The organism is Novosphingobium sp. (assembly GCF_036733805.1).
Lineage (GTDB): Bacteria > Pseudomonadota > Alphaproteobacteria > Sphingomonadales > Sphingomonadaceae > Novosphingobium.
This window is the reverse complement of the sequence record NZ_DAIMZT010000065.1, coordinates 1-14571: the sequence shown is the minus strand read 5'-3', so window position 1 is coordinate 14571 and position 14571 is coordinate 1. Positions and strand designations below refer to the sequence as shown.

The following is a 14571-nucleotide window of genomic DNA, read 5'->3' as shown; positions in this document are numbered from 1 at the left end:
AAGCGCCCTCTAAGCCCACTCCCAACACCAGTCAAACACATTTTTCAAAAAAGTTCATAAGGTCGGAAAATCGGCGCTCAACCGCCTTTCGGCGCCTCGCTGAGTTTTGGCATTTGGCGGGCATCAAGCCATTGCAACCCTGGATGGCAGGATATGGACCGCAAATTTCAAGACATCTCGCCAGCACCGACATCACGCTTTGTTTACCACGCAGGGGCTAACTCCGCCTTGTGCACAAGGGCCACGTTCAGGGCCTGAAGAATCAGGAATCCGTCAATCGATGCCGACTCCGGCCATCAGCGTTGCCATGAGCGTCTACAACGGCGAACGCTATCTAGCGCTCGCCATCGAAAGCGTCGTGGCTCAGGATTTTGAAGACTTCGAATTCCTTATCGTTGACGACGGTTCTACTGATGCTTCAGCGCAGATCATCCGTCGGCATGCGGAGGCAGATGCGCGGATTCGTCCTATTCTGCGCGAAAATCGAGGGCTGATCGCCAGTCTCAACGAAATGATCGCTCTTGCTGCCGCTCCGATCGTAGCCCGCATGGATGCTGACGATATCTGCCGGCCGGATCGTTTTTCCAAGCAGATCGCGTTTCTGGCCAAGCATCCGGACTATGGCGTCGTCGGCAGTTGGAGCGAGGACATCGGCGAAGAGGGCGAACCCTTGATTCGCAATGGCATGGCCGATCATCCGCTTACGCATGAAGACCTGCTTGCGGCCATCGAGAATGGTGACCAGTTGATCTGCCACCCCGCCGCCATGTTCAGGCGCGACATCGTGCGTGCGATTGGCGGTTATCACGCGGCTTTCCGGCATTGCGAGGATTTCGATCTTTGGCTGCGCCTCGCGAACGTGACCAAACTGGGCAACATTTCAGAACCACTCTTGCGCTATCGCCGTTATCCAACTCAGGTGTCCGCGCGCCACGCCACCGAACAGCAGATAGGCACAGCCGTAGCGCGAATCGCCTGGCGCGAACGACAGGCCGGCCGGCCGGATCCCACTGAAAAACTTGAGCGTCTCCCCCCGATTGAAGAGCTTGACGCCTTGTTCGGCAGCCCCGGAATTTCACGCGACGTACGTGAACGCGTCGCGCTCGGACTACGTTATTCGGCTAGCGCAATGCGCGATGAAGGCTTCGATCTGCTGGTAAATCATCTGCGCGATGGCGGCAGACGTGACGGCATGTGGCGCACTGTCGCCCGTCTGCTGCGGTTTGGCGAGCCCAGGCGCGCCCTTCGCCTGGCCGCCACGCTTACGACCACGTTGACGGTATGAGCAAACGCACGGCCGGCGCCCCTCCTGCCACCGACACGGCTTTCGAGAACAGCCGCGGCGGCGGCAGCATCAAGTCGGCGGCATTATGGGCAGCCGCAAGCCAATATGCGCAATTCGCGCTGCAGTTCGTCACGTCGGTTGTCATATCGCGCTTTTTCCTGAGGCCCGAGGAGATTGGATTATTCTCGGTGGCGCTTGCAGCGGCGATGATTCTCTCCGTCGTTCAGGATTTCGGACTCGCGCGGTATCTTGGCCGCCATTCGACGGCAGATGAGGATACGGTCCGCCATTGCACCATGATCGGGGTCGTATTTTCGTTCCTGCTGGCAGCCCTGATTCTCATCGTCGCCAAGCCGGTAGCGTTGTTCTACGCCGAGCCGCGTCTATCCCCGATCCTTGCGCTGATCGCGGCGTCCTACCTGCTCAATCCCTGGAGCATCGTTCCCGTTGCCCTGCTTTCGCGCCGTCTCGATTTCCGCGCAACCTTTCTCGTCAATGCTTCCGGCGCGGTGGCCAACAGCGCCTGCGCGCTGGTTCTGGCGGCGCTGGGATTCTCCGCGGAGGCGCTGGCCTGGGCGATGATAGCGCAGGCCGCCACCCGTGCCGTGGCGGGCCAGCTTCTGCGCCCGACTCCACCGAGCTTCAGGATTCGGCTGAGTCGAGCCAAGGAAATCATCGCTTTTGGTTCCGGCAGCGCGCTTCTCTACCTTTCCGGGGGGATTGGCATGCGCACGCCGGACCTCATCGTCGGGCGGATGCAGGGCATGAAGGCCGCCGGCCTCTTCAGCCGGGGCGTAGCGCTGGCTTCTCAGCTGCATTATCTGGTCGCCGGTGCGGTGAGCGCCATCTATTACCCCACATTTGCGCGGCTGCGTGACGAGGGCAAGGAACTCGGCCCCTATTATCAACGCGTCGCCGCCGCTCACGGAGCGATCGTCTGGCCCGCTATGGCGCTCCTGGCCGTGCTTTCCGAACCGATCATCCTCATGCTTTATGGGCCGGGATGGGCACGCGCGGCTCCGCTGCTCGCCTTCGTCGCGCTGGCCGAATGCTGTTTCGTCGCGTTGCCGCTCCACATGGACCTGCCCATTCTGCTCGGTCGGCTGAGGCAACTGTTGTACTTCAATCTGGCCGACACCGTGCTTTCGGTGGCGACGCTCATGGCCGGCGCAAGCATCGGTGTGGAGGCGGCGGCGGCCTCGCGCATTGTTTACGGCCTGGGATGGTTTTGTCTTTATGCACTTTGGCTTAGAAGATTAATCGGTTTCCGCTGGGCCATGATGTTGCGGATCTACGCCTCAAGCCTGGGTGTGGCACTGCTTTCCGCTCTGCCGGCGATCTACACCGTCATGTTCTGGCGCGATTCGGCCAAGTTGAGCTTTGTCGATCTGGCTCTGACCGTCAGTGCTTCTGGCCTTGCCTGGCTGGGCGCTCTTTTTCTGTTTCGCCACCCGGCGCGTGCGGATCTGATGGCCATGGCGCTCCATGTCGTTAATCCGGTGCGCCAGCGGCTGAGATTGCGAACCGCCTGAATTATGGCGCCCATCCCGCCATCGTGATAGAATGACAAGACCGCGATAACATGGCCCACTGACGCCTGCGGGAGGAGGACATGTCTGGAACCGCGCTAGCGCTGGCTCTCCTGATAGCAGACCCGGTAATTCTGGGCACCACCCCTGCGCCAGGCCCCCTGCCCCAAGCGTCCGGCACGATGGAAACGCTGCAGGGCGAAGCCGACTTGCAGGATCGGATGACGGTGAATGTCGCCTTGCAAGGCAAAGGACCCTTCCGCTTCCTCATCGATACCGGATCGCAGCGCACGGTCGTCTCGACGGCGCTTGCCGGCAATCTGGGCCTGGTAATCGGCCCTCAAGTACGCGTGATAGGCATGGCCGGAGAAGGCAATGTGGCCACCGCGAAAGTCGACACATTGGGCTTCGGCAGTCGCGAAATCTATGACCTGATCGTGCCTCTGCTCGAAAACCGACATATTGGCGCGGACGGCATTCTGGGGACTGACAGCTTGCAAGACCAACGCGTGCTGCTGGACTTCAAACACAACACGATCACGATCGGCGACGCTCGCGAGCTGGGCGGCAGCGCCGGATACGAAATCGTGGTCCATGCCCGCAAACGTTCCGGCCGGCTCATCATGACCAATGCCATGATCGACGGTGTCCGCGTTGATGTCGTGATCGATACGGGTGCCAGCGGGACCGTCGGCAACCTTGCCCTGCGGCACGCCATGCATGAACATACGCAAGCAACGGCTGTGCTTTCCAGCGTGACCGGCCATGAACTTTCCGCCGATATCGGCTTCGCCCGCGAACTCAATATCAAGGATCTGAAGATCGGAAACGTGGTCATCGCTTATGCCGATGCTCCGGCGTTCAGCGAGCTGGGACTGGCCCAACGACCCGCGGTGTTCCTGGGAATGCGCGAATTGCGCGCATTCAAACGAGTCGCGATCGATTTTTCCTCGCGCAAAATCCTGTTCGACCTGTCGCGATAGATTGCGCACGCCGTGCGGCCCCTTAAATAGCATCCATGCCACCTGACACCGCCGTCAACGCCCCCAACGCCCGCCATGACGGCTGGCGCACGCTGCTGCGCTTCCTTCCCTATCTCTGGCCGGCCGACAACAAGGCCCTGCGTTGGCGGATCGTATTCGCCTGCCTGCTCATCCTGGCCTCGACAGCGACGCAGCTTGCACTGCCCTATCTGCTTAAGTGGGCAGTAGACGCGCTCGGCGCGACTGGTCCGAAACTGGTTCGTCTCGCGATGTGGATGGTGCTGGGCTATTCCGCCGGACGCCTGGCGCAAGCCGCGTTCGATAACCTTCGCAACATCGTGTTCGAACGTGTCGGGCAGGATGCCACACGGGCCCTGGCGGAGAGCGTCTTTGCTCAACTTCATCGCCTGAGCCTGCGTTTTCATCTCGCCCGGCGCACGGGTGAAGTCACCAAGACTATCGAACGCGGCACCAAGAGCATCGACACGATGCTCTACTTCATGCTCTTCAACATCGCGCCTACCGTGCTGCAACTTGCGGCAGTGGCGGTGATCTTCTATCTCACCTTCGGGCCCGGTCTTGTCGCCGCGACCGCGGTTGCTGTGGTGGCCTATATCTGGGTGACCCGCACCATCACCGAATGGCGCACTCAGCTTCGCGAGAAGATGAATCGGCTTGATGGGCAGGCCCTCGCCCGCGCCGTCGACTCGTTGCTCAATTATGAAACCGTAAAATACTTCTCCGCCGAAGCGCGCGAGGAAGCGCGCTACGCGCAAGCCACTCGCGCTTATGCAGAAGCCGCTGTGAAGAGCGAGAATAGTCTCGGCCTGCTGAACATAGCGCAGGCCGTGGTGGTGAACCTGTTGATGGCGGCCGCGCTCGCCTGGACGGTATGGGGCTGGTATCAGGGCAAATATACCGCCGGTCAGCTGGTATTCGTGCAAACGTATCTTACGCAACTGTTCCGGCCGTTGGACATGCTGGGCATGGTCTATCGTACGATCAGGCAGGGGTTGATCGACATGGCCGAGATGTTCCGCCTGCTCGACGCGGACGTGGAAATTGCGGACAAGCCGGGCGCACCGGCCCTGGTCATCCGCAAGCCCTCGGTAGTGTTCGATAACGTGGTGTTCGGTTACGAAAAGGACCGAACCATCCTCAAAGGATTGTCTTTCGAAGTCCCGGCCGGTCAGAACTTCGCCATCGTCGGTCCGTCAGGCGCAGGCAAGTCCACCCTCGCCCGTCTTATGTTCCGTTTCTACGACCCGCAGAGCGGCCGCATCCTGATCGACGGACAGGACATCAGCGAAGTGACGCAGACCTCCTTGCGCGCGACGATCGGCATCGTGCCGCAGGACTCCGTCCTGTTCAATGACACCATCGGCTACAACATCGCCTACGGCCGGGATGATGCGACTCAGGCGGACGTGGAAGCGGCAACCCGAGGCGCGGCGCTGATGGGCCTGATCGACCGCCTGCCCAAGGGCTTCAACACCGAGGTGGGCGAACGTGGACTCAAGCTTTCAGGCGGAGAAAAGCAGCGTGTCGCCATTGCGCGGACGCTGGTCAAGAACCCGCCGATCCTCGTGCTTGACGAAGCGACCAGCGCGCTCGACACCCGCACCGAGCAGGACATTCTCACCACGCTGCACCGCGTGGCCGAACACCGCACTTCGATCTCCATCGCGCATCGGCTCTCAACCATCGCTGACGCCGATCGGATACTCGTCCTCAACGATGGGCGACTGGCGGAAAGCGGCACTCACGCGGCATTGTTGCGCCTTGGCGGCCTTTACGCGGAAATGTGGGCGCGGCAGGCGGCGGAAGCGGATGCGATAAGCGAAGCTGCCGAATGACGGGCCACTGATCTTGCACCCGGCTGTCCCCGCTTTACCCCCCGCGCTGGATCTGATCGGGATTGCTATCTTTGCGCTGACCGGAGCGCTTGTCGCCGCACGCCTGCGGCAGACGTTCGTGACCGTGGCGTTCTTCGCGGTGGTAACAGGCGTCGGTGGTGGCACCTTTCGCGATCTGCCGATCGGAGCGCCGGTATTCTGGGTGCATGACCACTTGGTCACGCCGGTTTGCCTCATTGTGGCGTTGCTGGCATGGTTCACGCCGACGCGCTGGTGGCAAGGCCGTGTTCTGGAATGGGCGGACGCCTTGGGCCTGGCTGTCTATTCGGTCGTCGGCACGATCAAAGCTCTGGCCTGGGGCGTGCCGATCGTTCCCGCCGTGCTGATGGGCGTGGTAACCGGATGCGTCGGCGGCATCATCCGCGACGTGCTGGCCGGCCAGCCCTCGATCCTGATGCGACCTGAACTCTATGTAACTGCCGGCGCGCTTGCGGCGGTTCTCGCGGCAGGAGGATTGGCTGCTGGCCTTCCGTGGACACTGACGTGGTCCGTCGCCGTCGCCGGTGGTTTTGCCCTTCGGGGCATCGCCATTTACTGGTCCCTCGGCCTACCCACGCACCGAGGTGAACGTTAGTCAGCTTGAGCGCGATTGAGGAATAGGCGGTTCACGCCACTCGACGTGAACCGCCCACCCCCCGTCCAACTCACGAACGGCCAATCAAAGGCCGCGAATGCCGGAGAAATTAAGATCGAATATCCGGCCGTCATACCCGACCTTGCATACGAAGCGGCCGGAATCGCGGTCGCGCCCATCCCAGCCATAGCGCCAGTCGCGCCTGTCAACGGCCACCCGCCCTTCGACCTTGTAGCCATAGCTCTTGCGATCGACGGCGCGGATGTCCGTCACCCTGGCGCGGCCCTCACGGCTGTAGCGCTGTGCAGTACGCGTCGCCGCAGCGGCACATTCATTCACGGGGTCCCGCTGAGCGAAACGCCCATAATCGTATGGCCCTGCCACAGCCGGCACGGCCGATGCCGCCACGGTGCCGGCGGCAAGCGCTCCCATTAAAATCCTGGTTAGTGTCCGCATCGCTCATCATCCTGATGCTTCCGGAATTGCCGGACCATGAGGCTCGATTAGCAAGTGCAAACTGAGATCGCGCTGAATTGGACTTGCAGCCAATATTCATCATTTTATCTGTTCTTGTGAACTATTCTCTCCGGCATCCGGGGCTTGGAGCCCGGTCCACTGCGCCAGGAATGCGAGAATGTCCGCGCCTTCCTCGATAGCCTTGTCAGTCGGCTTGCCCGAACCGTGACCGGCGCGCGTTTCGATGCGAATCAGGTGCGGCTTGTCGCCAAGATGAGCCGCCTGCAACGCCGCAGCGTATTTGAACGAATGGCCGGGAACCACGCGATCGTCTGTATCGGCGGTGGTCACGAGAATCGCCGGATAGTCCGTTCCGTCACGAATGTTGTGATACGGCGAGTAAGTCCGCAGGATCTTGAAATCCGCCTCGCGGTCCGGATACCCGTAATCGTCAACCCAATATCGGCCCGCGGTGAAACGGTCGAAGCGCAGCATGTCCATAACCCCGACCTGCGCGACGGCGGCTGCAAAAAGGTCGGGCCGCTGATTTACGACAGCGCCGACCAGGAGGCCGCCGTTAGAGCCGCCCTGAATGGCAAGGCCGTCCTTTTTCGTGATGCCCTGATCGATCAAGTATTCACTGGCGGCGATAAAGTCGTCGAACACGTTTTGCTTGTTGGCGCGGCGGCCGGCGTCATGCCACTCCCGCCCATACTCGCCGCCACCCCGCAGATTCGCCAGGGCAAAGGCGCCGCCAGCCTCCAGCCAGGCCATCCGGATCGCGGAAAAGCCCGGCGTCAGTGAGACATCGAAGCCGCCATAGCCATAAAGCAGGGTCGGGACAGGCTTGCCCGCCTTGGCAACCGCTTTGCTGCGCACGATGAACATCGGCACGCGGGTCCCATCTTTGGAACTATAGAACCGCTGCTCAACGAGATAGGCACCCGGATCGTAGCAGAGCTTGGGCTGAGCGAACGGGACAGTCTCGTTCGACTTCATGTTCAGGCGATAGATCGCGGCCGGACAATTGAAGCTGGTAAAGGCATAGAAAGTCTCGGGGTCGCCGGGCTTGCCACGAAAGCCCGACGCCGTGCCGATGCCGTTCAAGGTCAATGTACGGTTGGTCTTGCCGTCGAGACCGACGATCTCGGCATGGCTGGCGGCATCCCGCATGTAATTGAGCACGAGCTGATCGCCGACGATGCCCGCCCGCTCAAGAATGTCGGCCCGCTCCGGCACCACTTCGACCCATTCAGGTCCAGGCGCATCGAGATCGATCGAAACAAGGCGATAGCGCGGCGCGCCATTATTGGTCACAAACCACAGGTGGCGGCCAGCCCCCTCCACGAGTTTCCAATCATCGGCAAAGCCGGTCACCAAAGCCCGTGTTTTCCATCCGTCCCGCTTGCGATGAGCAAGATCTATCACATGCACTTCGTAACGCGCATCCGTGCCGACATGACTGGTGACGACCGCAAGGCGGCCGTCCTGAGTCACTTCTGCGGTGTGACCGTAATCGGGATGGTCGGGCGTCGCATAAACAAGTTGGTCGTCCGACTGCGGCGTGCCGAGATGATGGTAATAGACCGATTGATTGTAATTGAGCGACTGGAAGGCGCCGTCCTTTTCCGGAGCGGGGAATCGCGAGTAGAGAAAGCCGCTCTCGCCTATCCAGGCAAGTCCGGTAAACTTGGCCCAGCGAATCTCGTCAGGAAGCGTTCGGCCGGTCTTCACGTTCATCACGTGCAGGATCCGCCAGTCACTGCCCCCGTCCTGCACACTGTAAAGCAGATGGCGCCCCTTTTCCGAAGGCTCCCATGCGTCAAGCGCGGTCGCGCCGTCCTTTGCCCAACCATTGGGATCGAGCAGCAGTCGAGGCTCTCCCGCCAAGCCGGTACGAACGAAAAGCTGCGCCTGGTTCTGCAGGCCGGTGTTGCGCGTGTAAAAGTAGTTCCCTCCGGCTTTCACCGGCAAGCCGAAACGTTCGTAATCCATGAAGGCGCGGATGCGATCGGCAAAATGGGCCCGCTGCAGCAGCCCGGAAAAGTAGCTTTCGGTCAACGCATTTTCCTGCGTGACCCAGTCGGCGACCTCCGGCGCATGGCGCACGTCAGCCTCAAGCCAACGATAGGGATCAGCGATCTTTTCGCCGAAATGGTCTTCGACGACATTGTCGCGGCGCGTTTCAGGGTATGTGATCTTGGCCATCGGTTCGGCCCAGATGGGCGCTGCCAGTGCCAGCGACAAGCCCCCGATCAGCGCCCACAGCCTGCACATGTCCCTCTCCCGAAAAGCAAAAGCGGCCGCGAGCCTAGCACTCGCGACCGCTTTTCGTCATCCTCGCGGATGAAGCTCAGGCTTCGGCGTATTCTTCCGTCTCGGCACTCACCGGGCCCGAATCCTGGCCCTTCGCCTCCACATCGCGATCCACCAGTTCGATGATCGCGATGGGCGCTGCGTCCGACGCGCGGATGCCTGCCTTTATGATGCGGGTATAACCGCCATTACGGCCCGCGTAACGATCGGCAAGAACCTCGAACAGCTTCTTTTCCTGCGCTTCATCCATCAGCCGAGCATGAGCAAGTCGACGGTTCGAAAGGCCGCCGTGCTTCGCCAGCGTAATCAGCTTCTCGACGTAGGGACGCAGTTCCTTGGCCTTGGCCGTGGTGGTCTGAATCTGTTCATGCTTGATAAGCGCAGCGGCCATATTGCGCAGCAGGGCGGCGCGATGGCCGGAGGTGCGCTGCAGCTTGCGCTGACCGTACTTGTGACGCATTTTCTTTCACTCCGTTCGTAAGGGGCCCGTATCAGGTAGCCCGTTCCAGGCGGCTCTTGAGGGGGCCGCCTTTCCCTGACGCCATCCCGGACTTGCCCGAAATGGCTCGAAATGGCTCGATTAATCAGCCGAGCAGCTCCTGTTCGAGCTTCTTGGCCATTTCCTCGATGTTTTCCGGCGGCCAGCCAGGGATGTCCATGCCGAGGCGCAGACCCATCGAGGAAAGGACTTCCTTGATCTCGTTGAGCGACTTGCGGCCGAAGTTCGGCGTGCGGAGCATCTCGGCCTCGGTCTTCTGCACGAGGTCGCCGATATAGATGATGTTGTCGTTCTTGAGGCAGTTGGCCGAACGAACCGACAGCTCCAGCTCGTCCACCTTCTTGAGAAGGTAACGATTAAGCTGGTTGGCATCGCTCTCTTCGGGAACGGCGCCGGCCGCCATGCCGATCATCGGCGAGGTGCCGACAGGCGCGATATCCTCGAAGTGTACGAACAGCGCCAGCTGATCCTGAAGGATGCGCGCGGCGTAAGCCACGGCGTCTTCCGGGGTCACCGTGCCGTCAGTCTCGACGGTGAGACTGAGCTTGTCGAAGTCCAGCTCCTGGCCGATGCGGGCATTCTCGACCTTGTAGCTCACTTGGCGCACCGGCGAGTAAAGCGAGTCAACCGGGATCAAGCCGATGGGCGCGTCGATCGGGCGGTTCGACACCGCCGGAACATAGCCCTTGCCGCTGTCAGCGGTCAGCTCCATGTTCAGCGTCGCCCCTTCGTCGAGGTGGCAGATCACGAGGTCTTTGTTCATGACCTCAATATCGCCGGACACTGCGATGTCGCCGGCCTTCACTTCGGCCGGGCCTGTAGCGGAAAGCTGGAGGCGCTTCGGCCCCTCACCCTGCATCTTCAGCGCGATCTGCTTGACGTTGAGCACGATGTCAGTGACATCCTCCCGCACGCCCGCCAGCGAAGAAAATTCATGCAGCACGTTCTCGATCTTGATCGAGGTGATAGCCGCGCCCTGAAGCGAAGAAAGCAGAACACGGCGCAACGCGTTACCGAGCGTCAAGCCAAAGCCGCGCTCGAGAGGTTCGGCGACGAAAGTCACCTTCAGCTTGGGGTCTGGTCCCGGCTTGACCTCAAGGCTGTTCGGCTTCTTGAGTTCCTGCCAGTTCTTGATGTTGACAGTCATGGACTTCCCCTGGGATTTCGATGGCGGTTACGCCCGCAGGCCGGGTGGAATGGCCTAGGACGATCCGAAAGCCGAACGGCGACCGGTTCGCCGCCCGGTAAACTCGATCAGACGCGGCGACGCTTCGAAGGGCGCACGCCGTTGTGCGGGATCGGCGTCACGTCGCGGATCGAGGTAATGGTGAAGCCTACGGCCTGCAAGGCGCGCAGGGCGCTCTCGCGACCCGAGCCCGGCCCCTTGACCTCGACCTCCAAGGTGCGCACGCCATGCTCCGCGGCCTTCTTGCCCGCGTCGTCAGCGGCGACCTGAGCGGCATAAGGCGTCGACTTGCGGCTGCCCTTGAAGCCCATCATGCCGGCGGAGGACCACGAGATCGCGTTGCCCTGGGCGTCGGTGATGGTCACCATTGTATTGTTGAAGCTGGCATTCACATGGGCGATGCCGCTGGTGATGTTCTTACGCTCGCGGCGCTTTATGCGCTGAGGTTCGCGTGCCATGTCCGTATATCCTGTCGATAAATCGCTGCAGAAACCGAAAACCGGTTCGGCGGCTTACTTCTTCTTGCCGGCGATCGGCTTGGCCTTGCCCTTGCGGGTGCGCGCATTGGTGTGCGTGCGCTGGCCGCGAACCGGAAGGCCCTTGCGATGGCGCAGGCCGCGATAGCAGGCAAGATCCATCAAGCGCTTGATGTTCATCGCCGTTTCGCGACGAAGATCGCCTTCGACGGTGTGCTCCGCGTCAATCGTTTCACGGATCTGAAGGACTTCCGCGTCCGACAGGTCCTGCACGCGACGACCGTGATCGATACCGAGCTTGTCGGCGATTTCGATGGCCTTGGTGCGACCGATACCGTGGATATAGGTAAGCGCGACAATCACGCGCTTGTTGGTGGGGATGTTTACCCCGGCAATACGAGCCACTTAAATCTCCATGCTCCACAGGGACGCCGCGGCCCCTATCTCAACGCTTTGACACCCACGCCACATGAATGGCAAGGCGCCGGTTGGCATCACAGGCCGCGCCATAGGCACGCAACGCCCGAGCCTTCCGGACTTGCCGCAGCTTTCGAGTGAAGGGCGCGCTTAGAATGATTCGCGAGCAGTGTCAACGCTCGCTCAATAGAAACACCACCCACCAACCCCAAATGGAATGGTGAGCGGGGGCGCCGATCCTTGTTGTTTAACGCAAGATAGGGCCGCCGTCAAAGACCAGGCGTTGCGCCAAAGGGTCGACGTTCGATCTGGCATGCCTTCGCGATGCACGCACTGCCTGACCAGCGAGCCCCTTGTCACGAATTCAGAATGGCCTCGATCGCGCCCGTCACCTCGTCCATGTCAGCCATCCCGTCAATCTTGCTGACAATTCCGCGCGCGTCATAGATCGGCAGGATCGGCGCGGTCTTGGCGCGGTATTCGGCCAGGCGGGTACGCACGGTTTCGGCGTTGTCATCAGGGCGGCGCTTGAACTCGGTGCCGCCGCACTTGTCACAAGTGCCAGGAATCTTGGGTTGTTCGAACTTGTCGTGATAGCCCTTGCCGCAGGCGGCGCAGGTGAAGCGACCTGTGATCCGCTCAACCAGCGCATCCTCATCCACTTCCAGCTCGATCACATGGTCGAGCTTGCGGCCGCGCGCTGCAAGAATCTCGTCAAGTGCCTCCGCCTGGGCCGCCGTGCGGGGATAGCCGTCGAAGATAGCGCCGGTATCCGGGCCCATTGCGTCCAATTCCTCGCCGATCAACGCTGAGACGATGGCGTCTGAAACCAGCTCCCCCCGTTCCATCACCGCCTTGGCTTCAAGGCCGATCGCCGTCTCCGCCTTGACTGCGGCCCGCAGCATGTCGCCTGTCGAAAGCTGGCGCATGCCGTGTTTCTCGACCAGACGCTGGGCTTGGGTTCCTTTGCCCGCCCCCGGCGGCCCCAGCAGAATTATGTTCACGAGTTACCCCTCAAATTTCTTACTTGTCTTGCTGGCTCGTCAGGTCAGCGCAGGCGGCCTTTCAGCTTCGCCTTCTTGATGAGATCCCCATACTGGTGCGCCAGCAGGTGCGACTGGATCTGCGTGATCGTATCAACGGTGACGTTGACGACGATCAGCAGACTGGTGCCACCCATGAACAGCAGCGGCAAGCCCGTCATGGAGAGGAAATATTCCGGCACGGTGCAGACGATGGTGAGATAGACCGCGCCGATCACCGTTACGCGCGTAAGCACATAGTCGAGGTATTCAGCCGTGCGCGCACCCGGACGGATGCCGGGAATGAAGCCTCCGTTCTTCTTCAGGTTCTCCGCCGTCTCCTCCGGATTGAAAACGACGGCGGTGTAAAAGAAGCTGAAGAAGATGATGCCGGCCGCATAAAGGAGCATGTATAGCGGCTTCCCGTGCCCGAGATGCTGATTGAGCGTGACGACGATCTTACCCATCGTCGATTCGGGATTCAGCGAATTGCCTGCAAACTGCGTAATGGTGAGCGGCAGCAGCAAGAGCGAGCTGGCAAAGATCGGCGGGATCACGCCTGCGGTGTTGAGCTTCAGCGGCAGATGGCTGCGATCCGCCTGCATCATGCCGCGCTGCGTCGCGCGCTTCGGATATTGAATCAGCAATCGCCGCTGCGCACGCTCCATGAAGCAGATCAGCAGGATCATGCCGATGATGAGGGCGATCAGGCTGACGATCAGGATCGAACCCGTATCCCCCGCGCTATAAGCCTGACCCAGATTGCTGGCGAATTTCGGCATCTGGGCAACAATGCCGGCCATGATGATGAGCGAAACGCCGTTGCCGATGCCGCGCGAGGTAATCTGCTCACCCAGCCACAGCAGGAACATGGTGCCGCCCACCAGCGAGACAACCGCGCCAACGCGGAACATGATGCCTGGATCGACCACTGCCTGCAGCCCGCTCGACGCACCGTAAGCCTCTAGGCTCACGGCGAGAAACCAGCCCTGCAGCGCGCAGAGGCCGACAGTGCCGTAACGCGTGTACTGGTTAAGCTTCTTACGGCCGGCCTCGCCCTCTTTCTTCAGCGCCATCAGCGCCGGATGAAGTGAGGCGGCAAGCTGCACCACGATCGAGGCCGTGATGTAAGGCATCACGCCCAGGGCGATCAGGCTCATGCGTGACAGCGATCCGCCCGAGAAGGTGTTGAACAGATCGAGAATGCCGCCCTGAGTTTTGCTGTAGAGCGATTCGAGGATCAGCGGATTGACGCCGGGCAGCGGCACGAAGCTCAAAAAGCGGAACACGATCAGTGCGCCGACCGTGAACCAGATGCGGTTCTTGAGCTCGGTAGCCTTCGAGAAATTGGCCAGGCTCAGCGAGCTGGCGATATTGTCGGCGCGTGAAGCCATGACGTGCGGATTGCCTCGAATAGTCTTTTCGGATTCGCCTTAGCGACAGACGTCTGCCTTGTCGAACCCAGGAAACTGAACAGGCCATATAGACATTCGTGAATTGTCTGAAAGACCCGAGCATGCCGAAAATGCAAGGAGGGCGAAGCGCAGCGCGCCCGCCCTCCCGCATGGTTGTTTGCCTTGCGGCAGACCTCAGGCTTCGGCGGCTTCCACGACTGGAAGCACGACCGAGCCGCCGGCCTTCTCGACCGCTGCAACAGCACCCTTCGAGGCGCCAGCGACCGAGAACGAAACTTTGGCGGTCAGGGCACCCTTGCCGAGCAGACGCACACCGTCCTTGCCGCCACGAGCAAGGCCGGCCGCCTTCAGCGCGGCGTGATCGACAGTACCCGAGATGTCGAGCTTGCCGGCCTCAATCGCCTTCTGAACGAGACCCAGATTCACCTCAGCGTAGTCCTTGGCGAACTTCTTGTTGTTGAAGCCCCGCTTCGGCAGGCGCATGTGCAGCGGCATCT

At 61.0% G+C, this 14571-nt stretch carries 14 protein-coding genes; 5 read left to right on the top strand and 9 right to left on the bottom strand.

Annotated features, from left to right (window positions below; all coding sequences use genetic code 11):
• Window positions 1-280 precede the first annotated feature (280 nt).
• The 5 genes from V7D69_RS13395 (at window position 281) to V7D69_RS13375 (ending at window position 6287) form a co-directional block, all read left to right on the top strand.
• Window positions 281-1285: a glycosyltransferase gene (locus V7D69_RS13395; protein WP_333606050.1), complete on the top strand. Its 1005-nt coding sequence runs from the start codon at window positions 281-283 to the stop codon at window positions 1283-1285.
• Window positions 1282-2817 (top strand): oligosaccharide flippase family protein, encoded by a 1536-nt coding sequence (locus tag V7D69_RS13390; RefSeq protein WP_333606049.1) that lies wholly within the window; start codon window positions 1282-1284, stop codon window positions 2815-2817. Before V7D69_RS13395 ends, V7D69_RS13390 begins: the two co-directional genes overlap by 4 nt.
• An 80-nt stretch (window positions 2818-2897) precedes the next feature.
• A complete protein-coding gene (locus V7D69_RS13385) occupies window positions 2898-3797 on the top strand; it encodes a retroviral-like aspartic protease family protein (RefSeq protein WP_333606048.1) in 900 nt (299 codons plus the stop codon).
• A 35-nt stretch (window positions 3798-3832) separates the two neighbouring features.
• The gene (locus V7D69_RS13380; protein ID WP_324064376.1) at window positions 3833-5653 is read left to right on the top strand and encodes an ABCB family ABC transporter ATP-binding protein/permease; all 1821 of its coding nucleotides are present in this window, start codon (window positions 3833-3835) and stop codon (window positions 5651-5653) included.
• A gap of 13 nt (window positions 5654-5666) precedes the next feature.
• Entirely contained in the window at window positions 5667-6287 is a 621-nt protein-coding gene (locus V7D69_RS13375) for a trimeric intracellular cation channel family protein (protein ID WP_333606047.1), read from the top strand.
• Between the two features lie 84 nt (window positions 6288-6371).
• Here V7D69_RS13375 and V7D69_RS13370 read toward each other — a convergent pair whose 3' ends face one another.
• From V7D69_RS13370 to V7D69_RS13330, 9 genes are all read right to left on the bottom strand, one after another.
• Entirely contained in the window at window positions 6372-6719 is a 348-nt protein-coding gene (locus tag V7D69_RS13370; RefSeq protein WP_324064378.1) for a hypothetical protein, read from the bottom strand.
• Between the two features lie 123 nt (window positions 6720-6842).
• On the bottom strand, window positions 6843-9020 hold the full coding sequence (locus V7D69_RS13365) for a prolyl oligopeptidase family serine peptidase (protein ID WP_324064379.1): 2178 nt from the start codon (window positions 9018-9020) through the stop codon (window positions 6843-6845).
• A 76-nt stretch (window positions 9021-9096) separates the two neighbouring features.
• Window positions 9097-9519, bottom strand: coding sequence for a 50S ribosomal protein L17 (rplQ, locus tag V7D69_RS13360; RefSeq protein ID WP_333606046.1), 423 nt, complete (start codon window positions 9517-9519; stop codon window positions 9097-9099).
• 124 nt (window positions 9520-9643) lie between these two features.
• Window positions 9644-10705 (bottom strand): DNA-directed RNA polymerase subunit alpha, encoded by a 1062-nt coding sequence (locus V7D69_RS13355; protein ID WP_333606045.1) that lies wholly within the window; start codon window positions 10703-10705, stop codon window positions 9644-9646.
• Window positions 10706-10812: 107 nt separating this feature from the next.
• Window positions 10813-11202 carry a 30S ribosomal protein S11 gene (gene rpsK / locus V7D69_RS13350; RefSeq protein WP_007011846.1) on the bottom strand — a complete coding sequence of 130 codons (390 nt, stop codon included), beginning with the start codon at window positions 11200-11202 and terminating at the stop codon, window positions 10813-10815.
• A gap of 54 nt (window positions 11203-11256) precedes the next feature.
• On the bottom strand, window positions 11257-11625 hold the full coding sequence (gene rpsM, locus V7D69_RS13345) for a 30S ribosomal protein S13 (protein WP_324064382.1): 369 nt from the start codon (window positions 11623-11625) through the stop codon (window positions 11257-11259).
• 368 nt (window positions 11626-11993) lie between these two features.
• The gene (locus V7D69_RS13340) at window positions 11994-12641 is read right to left on the bottom strand and encodes an adenylate kinase (protein WP_333606044.1); all 648 of its coding nucleotides are present in this window, start codon (window positions 12639-12641) and stop codon (window positions 11994-11996) included.
• A gap of 44 nt (window positions 12642-12685) precedes the next feature.
• On the bottom strand, window positions 12686-14053 hold the full coding sequence (gene secY / locus V7D69_RS13335) for a preprotein translocase subunit SecY (RefSeq protein ID WP_333606043.1): 1368 nt from the start codon (window positions 14051-14053) through the stop codon (window positions 12686-12688).
• A gap of 195 nt (window positions 14054-14248) precedes the next feature.
• A partial coding sequence (locus V7D69_RS13330) for an uL15m family ribosomal protein (protein WP_333606042.1) occupies window positions 14249-14571 on the bottom strand: 323 nt, incomplete at its 5' end.